General features: G+C 69.5%; 14 protein-coding genes. 9 read left to right on the top strand and 5 right to left on the bottom strand.

What is annotated here, in order from left to right:
* Positions 1-4: 4 nt before the first annotated feature.
* The 4 genes from ACAM57_RS22730 to ACAM57_RS22715 all read left to right on the top strand — a co-directional run bounded on the left by ACAM57_RS22730 (position 5) and on the right by ACAM57_RS22715 (position 5679).
* Complete coding sequence (locus ACAM57_RS22730) at positions 5-2113, top strand: acetate--CoA ligase family protein (protein WP_369659038.1); 2109 nt, start codon at positions 5-7, stop codon at positions 2111-2113.
* A 64-nt stretch (positions 2114-2177) separates the two neighbouring features.
* Positions 2178-3515, top strand: a complete 1338-nt coding sequence (locus ACAM57_RS22725) for an MmgE/PrpD family protein (RefSeq protein WP_369659037.1) — start codon at positions 2178-2180, stop codon at positions 3513-3515.
* 243 nt (positions 3516-3758) lie between these two features.
* Entirely contained in the window at positions 3759-4628 is an 870-nt protein-coding gene (locus tag ACAM57_RS22720) for an alpha/beta fold hydrolase (RefSeq protein ID WP_369659036.1), read from the top strand.
* Positions 4629-4695: 67 nt separating this feature from the next.
* Positions 4696-5679: a Bug family tripartite tricarboxylate transporter substrate binding protein gene (locus ACAM57_RS22715; protein ID WP_369659035.1), complete on the top strand. Its 984-nt coding sequence runs from the start codon at positions 4696-4698 to the stop codon at positions 5677-5679.
* Between the two features lie 3 nt (positions 5680-5682).
* Here the strand turns inward: ACAM57_RS22715 and ACAM57_RS22710 are convergent, their stop codons facing one another.
* On the bottom strand, positions 5683-6603 hold the full coding sequence (locus tag ACAM57_RS22710; RefSeq protein ID WP_369659034.1) for a LysR substrate-binding domain-containing protein: 921 nt from the start codon (positions 6601-6603) through the stop codon (positions 5683-5685).
* Positions 6604-6705: 102 nt separating this feature from the next.
* Between ACAM57_RS22710 and ACAM57_RS22705 the strand changes: the two genes are divergently transcribed.
* The 5 genes from ACAM57_RS22705 (at position 6706) to ACAM57_RS22685 (ending at position 10611) form a co-directional block, all read left to right on the top strand.
* Complete coding sequence (locus ACAM57_RS22705; protein WP_369659033.1) at positions 6706-7503, top strand: SDR family NAD(P)-dependent oxidoreductase; 798 nt, start codon at positions 6706-6708, stop codon at positions 7501-7503.
* Positions 7504-7534: 31 nt separating this feature from the next.
* Positions 7535-8497: a Bug family tripartite tricarboxylate transporter substrate binding protein gene (locus ACAM57_RS22700; RefSeq protein WP_369659032.1), complete on the top strand. Its 963-nt coding sequence runs from the start codon at positions 7535-7537 to the stop codon at positions 8495-8497.
* A complete protein-coding gene (locus tag ACAM57_RS22695) occupies positions 8497-9036 on the top strand; it encodes a carboxymuconolactone decarboxylase family protein (RefSeq protein WP_184635819.1) in 540 nt (179 codons plus the stop codon). The genes ACAM57_RS22700 and ACAM57_RS22695 overlap by 1 nt, the downstream gene beginning before the upstream one ends.
* Before the next feature lie 8 nt (positions 9037-9044).
* Positions 9045-9944, top strand: coding sequence for an amidohydrolase (locus ACAM57_RS22690; protein WP_369659031.1), 900 nt, complete (start codon positions 9045-9047; stop codon positions 9942-9944).
* Positions 9945-10071: 127 nt separating this feature from the next.
* Complete coding sequence (locus ACAM57_RS22685) at positions 10072-10611, top strand: hypothetical protein (protein WP_369659030.1); 540 nt, start codon at positions 10072-10074, stop codon at positions 10609-10611.
* Positions 10612-10759: 148 nt separating this feature from the next.
* On the opposite strand, the gene ACAM57_RS22680 is transcribed toward ACAM57_RS22685, so the two are convergent.
* The 4 genes from ACAM57_RS22680 to ACAM57_RS22665 all read right to left on the bottom strand — a co-directional run bounded on the left by ACAM57_RS22680 (position 10760) and on the right by ACAM57_RS22665 (position 13958).
* Entirely contained in the window at positions 10760-11551 is a 792-nt protein-coding gene (locus ACAM57_RS22680) for an SDR family NAD(P)-dependent oxidoreductase (protein ID WP_369659029.1), read from the bottom strand.
* Positions 11548-12057 carry a nuclear transport factor 2 family protein gene (locus ACAM57_RS22675; RefSeq protein ID WP_369659028.1) on the bottom strand — a complete coding sequence of 170 codons (510 nt, stop codon included), beginning with the start codon at positions 12055-12057 and terminating at the stop codon, positions 11548-11550. Before ACAM57_RS22675 ends, ACAM57_RS22680 begins: the two co-directional genes overlap by 4 nt.
* 72 nt (positions 12058-12129) lie before the next feature.
* Positions 12130-12987, bottom strand: coding sequence for an SDR family NAD(P)-dependent oxidoreductase (locus tag ACAM57_RS22670; protein ID WP_369659027.1), 858 nt, complete (start codon positions 12985-12987; stop codon positions 12130-12132).
* Positions 12984-13958, bottom strand: coding sequence for a Bug family tripartite tricarboxylate transporter substrate binding protein (locus ACAM57_RS22665; RefSeq protein WP_369659026.1), 975 nt, complete (start codon positions 13956-13958; stop codon positions 12984-12986). The genes ACAM57_RS22670 and ACAM57_RS22665 overlap by 4 nt, the downstream gene beginning before the upstream one ends.
* Positions 13959-13962 lie beyond the last annotated feature (4 nt).

Below are 13962 nucleotides of genomic sequence, written 5' to 3'. Positions count from 1 at the left end.
GGCCATGAACGAAGCCATCGCCAAACTGCTCTCCCCGCGCAGCGTCGCCGTCATCGGCGCCTCGGCCGATCCGAAGAAGACCACGGGCCGGCCGGTGGCCTACCTGCAGAAGCACGGCTTCGCGGGGCGCATCATGCCGGTGAACCCGAAGGTCGAGCGCATCGGCGAGCTGCCGTGCTACCCCGACATCGCTTCGCTGCCCGAGGTGCCCGACGTCGCAGTCGTGCTGCTGGGCGCCGAGCGCGCCCACATGGCTGTGAAGGAACTCTCGCAGCGCGGCTGCGCCGCCGCCATCGTGCTGGCCAGCGGCTACACAGAGACCGGCGAGGAGGGCGCGCGTCGCCAGCAGCAGCTGGTGGAGGCTGCCGGTGCGATGCGCATCCTGGGGCCGAACACCATCGGGCTCGTCAACCTCACCGACAACATCGTGCTGTCGCCGTCGGGTGCGCTGGAGATGGACGAGTTCCAGGCCGGCGGCATCGGCGTGGTCTCGCAGAGCGGGGGCATCCTGGGCTCGCTGCTGTCGCGCGCCGCGGCGCGCGGCATCGGCCTGTCGAAGCTGATCTCCACCAGCAACGAGGTCGACCTGGAGCTGGCCGATTTCATCGATCACCTCGCCGAAGATCCGGCCACCAAGGTGATCGCGCTGTACGTCGAGACCGTGCGCGACCCGGCAAGATTCCGCGCCGCCTGCCTGAAGGCCGCGCGCATGGGCAAGCCGGTGGTGGCCTTCAAGATCGGCCGCTCCGAGGCGGGCGCGAAGGCCGCCGTGTCGCACACCGGCGCGATGGCCGGCGCCGACAGCATGTACGACGCGCTGTTCAGGCAGGTCGGCGTGATCCGCGCGCAGAGCTTCTCCGACCTGCTCGACATTCCGGCAGCGCTGTGCACCGGCCGCAAGCTGCGCGGCGCGCGCGTCGCGATCCTCACCTCCACCGGCGGCGCCGGCACGCTGGTGTCCGACGACCTGGGCGTGGCAGGCTTCGACACGCCCGCGCCCGACGCGGCCACCGCCGATGCGCTGCGCGCGCTGCAGACCGGCAGCGAAGCCGTGCTCGACCGAAACCCCATCGACGTGACGCTCGCGGGCCTGCGCCCCGACCTGCTGCGCGGTGCCATCAATGCGCTGCTGGCGAGCCCGAGCTACGACGCGCTGGTGATCATCGTCGGCTCCTCCAGCCTCGCAATGCCCGAGCTGCTGGCCGGTGCCATCCGGGAATGCCTGCCCAACTCCGACAAGCCGGTGATGGCCTATGTGAGCCCGCATGCGCCTGAAGTGGGCGCGCTGCTCACGCGCCGCGGCGTGCCGGCCTTCACCGCCGCCGAGAGCTGCACGGCTGCGCTGGCCGGGATGCTGCGCGTACAGCGCTTCGTGGCGCCTGCCCAAGACGAGGCGGCACCGCCGCTGGTCGAGGCCGGCGACCTGCCATCCGGCTCGCTCGACGAGGCGCAGGCCAAGCAGCTGTTCTCGCGTTTCGGCGTGCCCTGCGCCGCGGAACGCGTGGTCGCGTCGCCCGCCGAGGCCGAAGCCGCCGCGCGCGAGCTTGGCGGGCGAGTGGTGCTCAAGATCCTGTCGTCGCAGATCACGCACAAGAGCGACGTGGGCGGCGTCGCCGTCGGCCTGGGCGCCGACACCATCGGCGAGCGCATCGGCCGCATGGCGGCCGAGGTGAAGAGCCGCACCGGCACGGATGCGCAGCGCTTCCTGGTGCAGGAGATGGTGGCGGGCGGCACGGAGCTGATCCTGGGCATGCACCGCGACGCACTGGGCACGGCCATCCTGCTGGGCATGGGCGGCGTGACGGCCGAGCTCTTCAAGGACACCACCATGCGCCTGCTGGCGCAGGACGCACAACACGGGCAGAGCCTGAAGCCGCTGAGCCGCGCCGAGGCGCTGTCGATGGCGCAGGACCTCAAGACCTGGCCGCTGCTCGACGGCTTCCGCGGCCGGCCGAAGGCCGACGTCGAGGCGCTGGTCGACGCGATCGTCGCCTTCTCGGTCATGGCGGCGCAGTTCGGCGAGCGCCTGGTCGAGGCCGAGATCAACCCCGTCTTCGTGCTGCCGCAGGGGCAGGGCGTGCGTGCCGCCGATGGGGTGGTGGTGCTGGCCTGAGCGGCGCGCCGGCAGGGTTCGCCGCTGCTTACCTTTTTTCTTTTCTCGAACCGATCGGAAACCCATGCACGCCACCGAGACATTCGCCCGTTACGCCACCGAATTCCGCCAGGCCCGGCTCGACGACGAGGTGCTTCACCACGCCAAGCGCGCGGTGATCGACTGGCATGCCGCGCTGTTCCCGGGGCTCGACGTCGCACCGATGCCGCAGCTTCGCACGCTGCTGGCCGACGACATCGGCCGCGGCCGTGCACGCCTGCCCGACGGGCGCCCTATACCCGCCCGCGCAGCCGCGCTGCTCAACGGCACCGCGGCCCATGCGGCCGAGGTGGACGACAGCTTCCGCGACGCCATGTACCACCCGGGCGCGGCCACCGTGGCGGCGGCGCTCGCCATCGCTCAGGAGCGCGGCGCCAGCGGGCTGGACTTCCTGCGTGGCGTGGTGCTCGGCTACGAGGTCTCCACCCGCATCGGCGTGGCGATGGGGCGGGCCCACTATCGCTATTGGCACAACACCGGCACGGTGGGCACCTTCGGCGCGGCTGCATCCGCCGCCGGCCTCCTCGGGCTGCACGGCGCGCCCTTCGCCCATGCGCTCGCCACGGCCGCAACCTTCGCGGCGGGGCTGCAGCAGGCCTTCCGAATGGATTCGATGTCCAAGCCGCTGCATGCGGGCCGGGCCGCCGAAGGCGGCCTGCTCGCCGCGCAGCTGGCCGCGCAGGGCGTGACCGGTTCGCTCGACGTGCTCGACGGCGAGGCAGGCTTCGGCCGCGCCATGAGCGACGGCCCCGACTGGTCGGCGGTGGGCGACACGCTCGGGCGCGACTTCCACATCAAGCGGCTGACCTTCAAGAACCACATCGGATGCGGCCACACCTTCGCGGCCATCGACGGGGCCCTGGAGCTGGCGCGCCGGCACGGTCTGCGGGCCGCGGACATCCGCCGCGTCCACGTGGCCACCTACGGCCCGGCGCTGGACATCGCCTGCTACGAGGATCCGCGCACCGAGAACGAGGCCCGCTTCAGCATGCGCTTCGTGGTGGCGACCGCGCTCGTGCACGGCAGCGTCCGCCTTGCGGCCTACACGCCCGAGCGGCTGGCCGATGCCGACGTGCGCGCCATGATGGCGCGCATCACGGCCGTGGTCGAACCGGAGATCGACGCGGCCTTCCCGGGCCGGCGTTCGGCCCGCGTCGAGATCGAGACGAACGATGGCCAGCGCCACGCCTGGCTGCAGCCTGACCGCAAGGGCGACCCCGAGCTGCCGCTGTCGGACGCGGAGCTCGACGACAAATTCCTGGAGCTCGCTGCGCCGGTGATCGGCGCCGAGCGTGCGCAGGCCCTGCTGCGCAACATCTGGTCGCTCGACAAGGCCGATGGGCTGCAGGGGCTGACGGCCTGAGGGGCTGCCAGCGTACGACACCGCCTTCGCGCGTTCGGTATCGACGGTCCGCGCCTGCAGGCATGCAGCGCGGAGAACCGTCGCGCCTGCGCGCTCGATTTCCACGCACGAGACCCAGACGGCGGGGGCGACGCGGTGGCCCGCAGACTTTCTTCGCCATTGCACGGCTAGATAGCAGAAAAACATATCTGCTATAGGAGCCATGTGCTTACCCTTGATGTCGGCCCCTGAAAGACTCCAGGCATGGAGACGAAAGATTCAACCGCACAGGCCGCGACGCATGCCCCCGTATCGCGCAAGCTGATCACCTATCCCTCGGCGCGCGACGGTGCGCAGATCCGCATCGAGTACGCCGACGAAGGCGAGGGGCCCGCGATCTGCATCCTTCCTTCGCTCGCGCGGTCCGGGCGCGACTACGACGAGGTCGCGGCCATGCTGGCTCGCGAGGGCTTTCGAGTGCTGCGTCCGGAGCCGCGCGGCATCGGCCGCAGCCAGGGGCCGATGCAGTCGCTGGACATGCACGACTTCGCTGCCGACGTGGCGGCAGTGCTGGACCACGAGTGCACCGGCCCGCTCGTGGTGGTGGGTCACGCATGGGGCAGCCAGCCAGCACGCACGCTGGCCGCGGACCGCCCGGACCTCGTGCGCGGCGTGGTGATGGCAGCCGCATCGGCGGGAAAGCTGCCGCCCGGGTCGCAGGAGAAGCCGTACGGCCGCCTGCGCGATGCGATCGACGGCGCGGGCGACCCGAGCCTGTCCGAAGCGCAGCGCATCGACTGCCTGCGGCGCGCCTTCTTCGCCCCGGGCCATGACCCGCGCGTCTGGCTGGACGGCTGGAGTGCCGAGGCGCACGAGGCGCAAAGCCACGCCCGGCGCGTGACGCCGGTCGACGACTACTTCTCCGCGGGCCAGCACGTGCCCATCCTCGATCTGCAGGCCGAGCACGACGCGGTGGTGATTCCCGGCGTGATGAAGCCCTACCTGGGCGACCGGGTCACGGTGCAGGTGGTCCGTGGCGCGGGCCACGCGATGGCGCCGGAACAGCCTCGCGCGATGGCCGACGCGATCGCAGCGTTTGCGCAGCGCGTCTACGGCTCGCGCGCTGGCGCATAGCGCAACGAGGCGGCCGGCTCAGCCATGGCGGCGTCACTCGAATCACATCAATACACCAGGAGACAACATGGTCAAGAAATCCAGCCTTTCCGGCCTGAAGCTGGCGCTCGCCGGCGCGGCGCTGCTCGTGGGCGCCTTCGCTCATGCGCAGGGCTATCCGAACAAGCCGATAAGAATGGTCATTCCCTACACGCCGGGCGGCTCGATCGACACCGTCGGGCGCCTCGTGGCGGACCAGCTGCAGCGACAGCTCGGACAACCCATCGTGATCGACAACGCGCCGGGCGCCTCGGGCTTCGTGGGGGCGATGCATGTGAAGAAAGCCAAGCCCGACGGCTACACGCTGCTGTTCAACGCATCGAGCCAGGCCTACCTGCCGCTGGTCGTCGCGAAGAAGACCTACGACGCGCAGCGCGACTTCACCCCCGTGGGGCAGATCGGCTACGTGCCGCTGATCGTCGCCGTCAACAACGACGTGCCGGCCAAGACCATGGGCGAGTTCGTGCGGCTGGCCAAGGCCAATCCGAACAAGTACACCTGGGCGACCTCCGGGCTCGGCACCACCAGCCACCTGAGCGAGGAGATGGTCAACCGCGCACTGGGCCTGCAGATGGAGATCGTTGCCTACAAGGGCGCCGTGCCGCAGCTGACCGACGTGATCGGCGGCCACGTCTCGGCCGCGATCTCGCCGATGCCCGGCGTCGCGCCCTTCGTGCAGGGAGGACGCCTGCGTCCGCTTGCGGTGACCAGCAAGGTGCGTGTTCCGTCCATGCCGGATGTGCCGACGCTGTCCGAGGCGGGCATGCCCGGCTTCGAGCTGCTGTCGTGGTACGGCATCTGGGGCCCCGCGGACCTTCCCGCGGACATCGCGAACCGGCTCAACAGCGAGATCGCCAAGGCAGTCGATGCGCCTTCACTGAAGGCCAAGTTCGCCGAGCTCTCCTTCATACCCGTGAAGTCCAGCCCGGCGCAGTTCAGGCAGCTGATCGCGGACGACCTCGCCAAGATCGGCAAGGCGGTGAAGGATGCGGGCATCCGTATCGACTTCTGAGATTCACTCTTCGCCGGCTGGCATCGGCGCCGCCGGCCGATACGCGCGAAAGTCCAGCGCCCGCAGCAGCCTCGCGGTCTCCTGGATGAGGCGGCTGGCGGGCCGCGCGGTCGGCATTGCCAGCACCAGGCTGTTCCACATGGCCGGAGGCCCGATGGGGGCTGCCCGCACCTTCGCGCGGCGCGCGCTGAGATTGAGCGCGCTCTCGGGCAGGATGGAGCAGGCCATTCCTTCCTCGACCACCGTCAGCGCCGTGTGCACGGCACCCACTTCGGCCACGATGTTCAGGTTGATCTTGCGCGGCAGCATCACCGCGTCGACCAGGCTTCGGATGGGGTTCGGCACGGCGGGCAGGATCAGCGGGAAATCGGCAAGGGATGCCAGCGAGACGCGCTCGGGCAGCCGATAGCCTTCTGGCGTGACGAGCAGCAGCCGCTCGCGCATCAGGGGCTCGTAGCTCAGCAACGGCGTTGGCGGAGGGTCGAAGAGCACGCCGACGTCGATGCGCCCGGCCAGCAAGCCCTCGCGCAGCGAGAGGCTCAGCCCTTCCACCACCGACAGCATCGCATTGGGCAGCCGTTCGCGGAACTCCCGCACGAGCGGCACGCACAGGCCGCTGGCTACCCGGTTCGGCAGCCCTACCACCACCTTGCCGGCGGGCTCGTCGCTCATCTCCTTGATCTCGAACAGGGCCTGCGCGGCTGCGTTGAGCATGACGCGGGCATGGGCTTGCAGCGCATGGCCCGCCTGCGTCGGTGTGACGCCGCGGCCGGTGCGTTCCAGCAGGCGCTGGCCGAGCTCCTGTTCAAGCAATGCGACCTGTCGGCTGATGCTCGGTTGCGCCAGGTTCAGGGCGGCCGCGGCGCGGCTGAAGCTGCCTTTCTCGACCACGACGACGAAGTACTCGAGCTGTTTGAGATCCATAGCGCAAAGACATATCTGATATAGGCCTCATTCGATTTAACTTTGCTTGCGTTCGGCCCAGACTCAAGGTTTTCCCGGGGAAGCCGGGCTCGAGGAGCAACGATGAAGAGATTCGAATCGAAGGTCGCGATCGTGACCGGCGCGGGCTGCGTGGGCGCAGGCTGGGGCAACGGTCGCGCGATGGCCGTGCGGCTCGCGGAGGAGGGCGCCAGGGTGCTCGCGGTCGACCGCGACGCCGAGCGCCTGGCCGAGACCCTGTCGCTCGCTGGCAGCGCCGCGGCATCCATCACCACCTGCATCTGCGACGTGACCAGCTCCGCGAGCGTGCAAGCGATGGTCGAGGCCTGCATCGAGACCTATGGCGCGCCCGACATCCTGATCAACAACGTCGGCGGCTCGGCCGCGGGCGGCCCGGTGCAGCTCAGCGAGGAGGCCTGGGACACGCAGATCGACGTCAACCTCAAGAGCGTGTTCCTCACCTGCAAGCACGTGCTGCCGCACATGATCGAGCGCAAGCGCGGCGCCATCGTCAACGTGGCCTCGACCTCGGGCCTGCGCTGGACCGGCAGCGCGCAGGTGGCCTATGCGGCCAGCAAGGCCGGCGTGATCCATCTGTCGCGCGTGGTGGCGGTCCAGCATGCGGCCGACGGGGTGCGCGTCAACACGGTGGTGCCGGGACAGCTGCACACCCCGATGGTCGAGGCACGCCTGGCCAGGCAGCGCACCGGTGGCGACATCGAAGCGCTGCTGGCCTCGCGCGTCAAGCGCATCCCGCTGGGCTTCATGGGCGACGGCCGCGACACGGCGAGCGCGGCGCTCTACCTCGCGAGCGACGAAGCCCGCTTCGTGACCGGCACCGAACTGGTCGTGGACGGCGGCATGACGGCGCGCTGCGACTGAGCGGCCCGCAAGGCAAGCAAGGAGACAAGCAATGAAGAGAAGACAAGTCCTGGCCGCGGCCGCGATGCTTTCGCTGGCATCTGCCGCATTCGCGCAGGCCGGCGGGAAGCCGGTCCGCATCGTCACCTCGTTCAGCCCGGGCGGCCCGGTCGACTTCGTGGCGCGCACGCTGGCCGAGCAGCTCGGGCGCGAGCTCAAGCGCCCGGTCATCGTCGACAACAAGCCCGGCGCCAACGGCGCGCTCGGTGCATTGGAAACCGTGCGCTCCGAAGCGGACGGCAGCACGATCTGGATCACCAGCGTGGGCGCGGCCGCCATCAATCCCTCGCTGGTCGAGAAGTCGCCCTACGACACCCAGCGCGACTTCGCGCCGGTCTCGCTCGTGGCGAACAATGTGGAAGTGCTCGTGGTCGGCGCGAAGGATCCTGCAGCGGATGCCGCGGAGTTCGTGAAGACGGCCAAGGCCAGCAAGGAGTCCACGCCGATGGCCTCTTCGGGGTCCGGCAGCATTCCCCATCTGGCCCTGATTCAGCTCGAGGAAGCCACCGGCGCACGCTTCCTGCATGTGCCGTACAAGGGCATGGCACCGGCTTTCACGGACCTGATGGGCGGTCAGGTCAAGGGCGTGTTCGCCGACGTCGCGGCGATCATGCCGCACGTGCAGGGCGGCCGGCTCAAGGCGATCGGTATCGCGGCGGGAAAGCGCCATCCGTCGCTGCCGCAGGTCAAGACCTTCGACGAGCAGGGCATCAAGGCCGTGGACACGAACAACTGGTATGCGCTGTTCGTCTCGGCGAAGACGCCGCCTGCGGTGGTGCAGGAGCTCAACAAGGCCGTGCGCAGCGCGATCGCCAACCCCGATGTCAGCGCCCGGCTGCTGCGTGGTGGCGCCGAGCCGAAGACATCCACGCCGCAGGAGCTTGCAGCGCTGCTGAAGGCCGACACGGCCAAGTGGGCCGCATTGATCAAGTCACGCAACATCAAGGCCGAATGATGAGCACGAGCCACATCCGCGTTCCGCTGGTGGTGCCGGGCACGGTTCCCGAGCTCGCCGGCATCGAGGCCCGCATCCTCTCGGAGCGCGGCCGGATCTCGCTGCTCTACCAGGTGCTGCTCAACAGCCCGAGCATCGCCAGTGGCTGGGAGTCGATGCTGACGGCCGTGCGCAACCGGACATCGGTGCCGGCCGACCTGCGCGAGATGATCATCCTGCGCGTCGCCGTGCTCAACGAGGCGGCCTTCGAGTTCGAGGCGCATGTGCCGCATGCGCTGAAGGCTGGATTCGCGCAGGAGAAGATCGATGCGCTGCGCGCGCCCGATCCCGCAGGCGCCTTTGAAGGGGTCTTCACGCAGGATGAGCTTCTGCTGCTGGCGCTGACCGATCGGATGACGCGCGATGTCAAGGTGCCCACCGAACTGATGGACCGCCTGAACGCGCGCTTCGAGCCTTCGGCCGTGGTCGAAGTGGTCGCCACCGTGGCGGCCTACAACATGGTGTCGCGATTCCTCGTGGCGCTGAACATTTCGCACTAGACACCGCCATGACAGATGCAACCACCGAGGCCGGCGTTCCCGCGAGGACCTATCTGGAGCGGCCCTCGCAACCGAGCCTGCGCCTGCCACCCGGGGCCTGCGACAGCCATGTGCACGTCTTCGGGCCGACCGCGCGCTTTCCTTATGCGCCAGGCCGCCCGGCCACGCCGCTGGAAGCGCCCAAGGAGACGCTGTTCGCGCTGCATCGCGCCCTGGGCATCGAGCGCTGCGTGATCGTGCAGTCGATCACGCACGGCACCGACAACCGCGTGGTCGAGGACGCCATCGCGGCGGGGCAGGGCCGCTATCTCGGCATCGCCCTGGTCGAGGCCGACGTGCCCGATGCCGAACTCCAGCGCCTGGCGCAAGCGGGCATGCGCGGCGTGCGCTTCAACTTCATGCGGCACATCGCGACCACCGCGGGCGTCGAGGCGGTGCTCGCGCTGACGCCGCGTCTGGCGGCGGTCGGCATGCATCTGCAGGTGCACTTCGAGAGCGAGCTGGTCCACGAACTCTCCGCGCCGCTGCAGCGCAGCCAGGTTCAGGTGGTGATCGACCACATGGGGCGCGTGGATGCCACGCGCGGGCCGGATGCTTCCGACTTCCAGGCGCTGCTGAAACTGCTGGAGAACCCGCGTTTCCACGTGAAGGTCAGCGGCATCGATCGCGTCGACGCGCATGCACCGCCGGCCGAGCGCTATGCCCATGGCGAGGCGCTGGCCCGCATCCTGGTGGAGCGCTTTCCCGAGCGCTGCGTGTGGGGCACAGACTGGCCGCATCCCAACCACACCCACATTCCCGACGACGGCGTGCTCGTGGATGCGCTGGGCCGTATCGCGCCGGATGCGAGGCACCTGGAGCAGTTGCTCGTGCACAACCCCCAGGCCCTGTACCGGTTTCCAACCTGAGCCGCGGCTCCGACGCCACGCGGTTCCATCCGAGGTGCACATGTCGACAACTGGCCGGATTCCAACCGACGTCGTACTCCTGCGATGCCATGGCCCGCTCTCGGCTCCAGCTGGGTTCGGCGAGGGAGTGGCGACCTGGCCTTGCTGGAAGGGAATCGGTGGCCGCATCGTCCGGCATGTTCATTCGCAGGCGCTGCAGCTCTCGTACGTCTACCTGGGATTGCCCCACCGCACGGCGCTGTCGAGGCACTGCCTGATCGAGCTCGCCAGGGAGGCGAGCAAGGTCTGTCCCGGCACACGGGTGGCGGCCTCCCGCCTGACGCTGATGCACGACATCGCCGGTGCCAGCGCGGACTCGTCGGCGCGCTCTCACTACGTCGTCGAGATGAAACCCGAACCCGGCTGGGGCATCGAGCTGCAGCGCTGGTACGACCAGGAGCACCTGCCCGCGCTGGCCGCGGTGCCGGGCTGCATACGCGCCCAGCGCTTCTGGAACAACGACGACGAGCAGGAGTCGCTGGCGTGCTACGACCTCGTCTCGGACCGGACCACGGCCTCCGCCGAATGGCTGGCGGTCCGCGAGACGAGCTGGAGCGCTCGCGTGCGGCCCCATTTCATGAAGCCCGTGCGAACCATGTTCGCCCTGGCCGACGCCGCTCTGCCTTAGCTGATCGTCCGGCCCGCCGGCAGGAACTGCTGCGGTCGGCACGGACGGCGACCAGTTCGCGCGCCCCCCTTTGGCGCGATGCGGCGCGATACGGCGCGATGCGTCGCGCGAGGCAGCCCTGGGTCGAAGCAGCAGTCCTGCACCCTCGCTACCGCGCCGAGGCGCCGCCATCGACGGGAATGATCGCCCCGGTCATGTAGCTGGAAGAAGGCGAGGCCAGCAGCAGGGCCAGTCCCTTGATCTCGTCGGCCTGGGCCACGCGGCCGAGGGGAATGTGGGTGCGCATCCGCTCGGCGGATTCGGGAAGGCGCAGGCGCCCGCCGTTGATGTTGGTGGCGAAGGGGCCGGGCGCGATGGCGTTCACCAGCACGTTGTGCGGCGCCAGCTCCATGGCGGCCTGCCTCACCAGGTTGTTCGCCGCCGCCTTCGAGGTGACGTAGGCGTAGCCCGAGAGTGACTCGGAGCGCAGGCCCGCGATCGACGTGGTCACGACGATGCGTCCCTCCCGGCGCGGCTTCATGTGCCGCGCCGCGGCGCGCACGGTGTGCAGCACGCCGTCGAGGTTGATGCGCAGGACCTTGTCCCAGTGCGCGAGGTCGATGTTCTCCAGCTGGCCCGCCTCCACGATGAAGCCGCGTCCCGCGCTGATGCCCGCGTTCGCGAACACGCAGTCGATGGCGCCGTGGCGCGCAGCCATGCTGTCCACCAGCGCGTCAACGGCCGTGGCGTCGGCCACGTCCAGCGTCGCGCCTTCAACGAGCGGATAGCGCGATTTCAGGCGCTGCACCTCGGTGTCCAGCGCCTGCGCATCCATGTCGGTCATGAGCGTGCGTGCGCCGGCCTCCAGCATGGTCTCGGCGTATGCCAGGCCGAGGCCGCTGGCGGCGCCGGTGACCAGCACGCTGCGCCCGGTGAGGTCGAAAAGCGAAGCGATGCTCATGCGGCCTCCGCCTTCTTCTTCATTGGCAGCAGGGTCTCCCAGTGCTCCGCCGCCTCGATCATGTAGTGGACCGTGAGTACCACCTTCTTGAAGTACCACCGGCCGTCGATGCGCACGTAGGCGTCGTCGAAGCGGCCCACCACGTAGAAGCTCTTGCCGCCGTGCACCGGGCGGCCGTCGAGGTAGGACTGGCCGGTGCCCGTGTCGCCGTCGACGCTCACCTCGTGCTGGTGGATGAACTGCCGCGCGTATTGCACGGGGAAGTTCTCGAAGAAGGTGCGGATGGCCTCGCGTCCGGACACCTCGGGTCGGCCGTTGTAGATGATGCTGGCGTCCGGCGCGAACAGTTCGTACAGGCGCGGGCCCTGGTCCTCGTTGACCAGCGTGTGGTAGCGCGCACGAAGGGCGCGGATCGCCTCCACGCTCTCCAGCTGGTCGACGCGGCGCTGAAGGGCCTGAAGTTGCTGCGCGACCTGCGCGAGCGTGTTGCCGGATTCCGTGTTCATTCGAAGTCTCCTGTAGAAAGTGCTCGGCCCTGGCAGCGCAGGGCCGTCGTGTGGAAGGAAGAAAGCGCCGTCTCACCCCGCGTCGGGGTGCTCCCTGCCGAAGTCGGAAAGGATCGCGCGCATGCGCTTCTCGACGGACGCGCCCGTGTGGGCGTGCGGGATGACGTAGAAACGCCCCGCACGCACGGCCGCCAGCGTGGCCGAGGCGACGTCCGTCGCGTCGATGGGGGATGCCGCCATGCCCGCGCGCACCCGCTCGTCGTAGGCGGCCGCGGGCGCGACGGTATCGGCGAGGGTGTCGGGCCGGTTGCGCTGGGACACGTGAATGCCGGTGGGCAGCAGCGAAGGGCAGACCACGGTCACGCCGATTGGCGAGCCGGCCTGCTCCAGGTCGCGCGCGAGGCATTCCGAGAAGGCGACCACCGCGTGCTTGCTCGCGCTGTACACGGCGGAGCCCGCCAGCGTCGCGAGCCCGGAGGCCGACGCCGTGTTGATCACATGGGCCGGGCGGCCGCGTGCGCGCATGCGCGGAACGAAGCTGCGCACGCCGTTGGCGACGCCCAGCACGTTCACGCCCAGCACCCACTGCCAGTCCGCATCGGTCGCGGCCCAGGCGGGCCCGAGCACCGCGACGCCCGCATTGTTGAAGAGCCAGTCGACGCCGCCGAAGCGGTCGTCGCAGGCTTGTGCGAAAGCCTCGACGTCTGCAGCGCGACTCACGTCGCAGCGCTGCGCCAGCGTGGGCACGCCCATCGATCGAACCAGCGCCTCGGTGGCTGCGAGCGCCTCGACCTCCACGTCGGCGAGCGCCACGGCCATGCCCTCGCCCGCGCAGGCCAGGGCCAGCGCGCGGCCGATGCCGCTGCCCGCGCCGGTGACGGCGGCCACGGCGGGTGCAGCGAGGGTGCGCGGTGTGGAGGCAGCAGTCATTCCAGCGTCACTCCCGCCGTGCGAAGGACTTCCGTCCACTTGGCGGCTTCCTTGGCCACATAGACCTGGAACTCCGCATGCGGCATGTCGATGATGAAGCCGCCCGCCGATTCGAGCGTGTTCTTCACCTCCTGCGAGCGCAGGGCTTCCGAGGTCTCCACCGACAAGCGCTTGACGATGTGCTCCGGCGTCTTCGCGGGCGCGAAGAACCCGCCCCAGGTCAGCGACTCGACGCCTGGGTAGCCGGCCTCCGCCATGGTCGGCACCTCCGGCAGCATCGGCATGCGCTGTCCGCGCGTGACTGCCAGTGCGCGCAGCTTGCCGCTGCGGATGTGCGGCGCGGCGGTCTGGAGGAAGTCGAACATCGCATCGACGTTGCCCGAGACGAGGTCGACCAGTGCCGCCGAAGTCGCCTTGTAAGGCACGTGCGTGAAGCGCGCGCCGGTGCGCGTCTGCAGCAGCTCCAGGCACAGGTGCCCGCCGGTGCCGTTGCCGCCCGAGCCGAAGTTGAGCTTGCCCGGATTCTTCTTCGCGAGCTCGACCAGTTCACTCACCGAACCGACGCCGAGCCTGGGGTTCACCACCAGCACGTTCGGGTTGCCCGAGAGTCCGTGGATGGCCACGAAGTCCTTCACCGGGTCGTAGCGGATCGTCTTGTACAGCGCGCTGTTGGTGCCCTGGGTGCCTTGCGTGCCCAGCAGCAGCGTGTAGCCGTCAGGCGGTGCGCGCGAGACGAATTCCGCACCGATCGAGCCGCTCACGCCCACCTTGTTGTCGATCACGATGGGCTGGCCCAGTCGCGCGGCGAGCACGCGCGCGATCACGCGGGCCTGCAGGTCGACGACGCTGCCTGCCGAAAAGGGCACCACCAGCGTGATGGGCCGGCTGGGGTAGGTCTCCTGGGCGCGCAGCACCGGCGCGAGCGGAAGCAGGCCGGTGGCGAGCGCGAATTGGCGTCGGGTGAGGCTCATGTGT

This window comes from Variovorax sp. V15 (genome assembly GCF_041154425.1).
Classification (GTDB): domain Bacteria; phylum Pseudomonadota; class Gammaproteobacteria; order Burkholderiales; family Burkholderiaceae_C; genus Variovorax; species Variovorax guangxiensis.
This window is presented reverse-complemented; position numbering and strand designations above follow the sequence as displayed.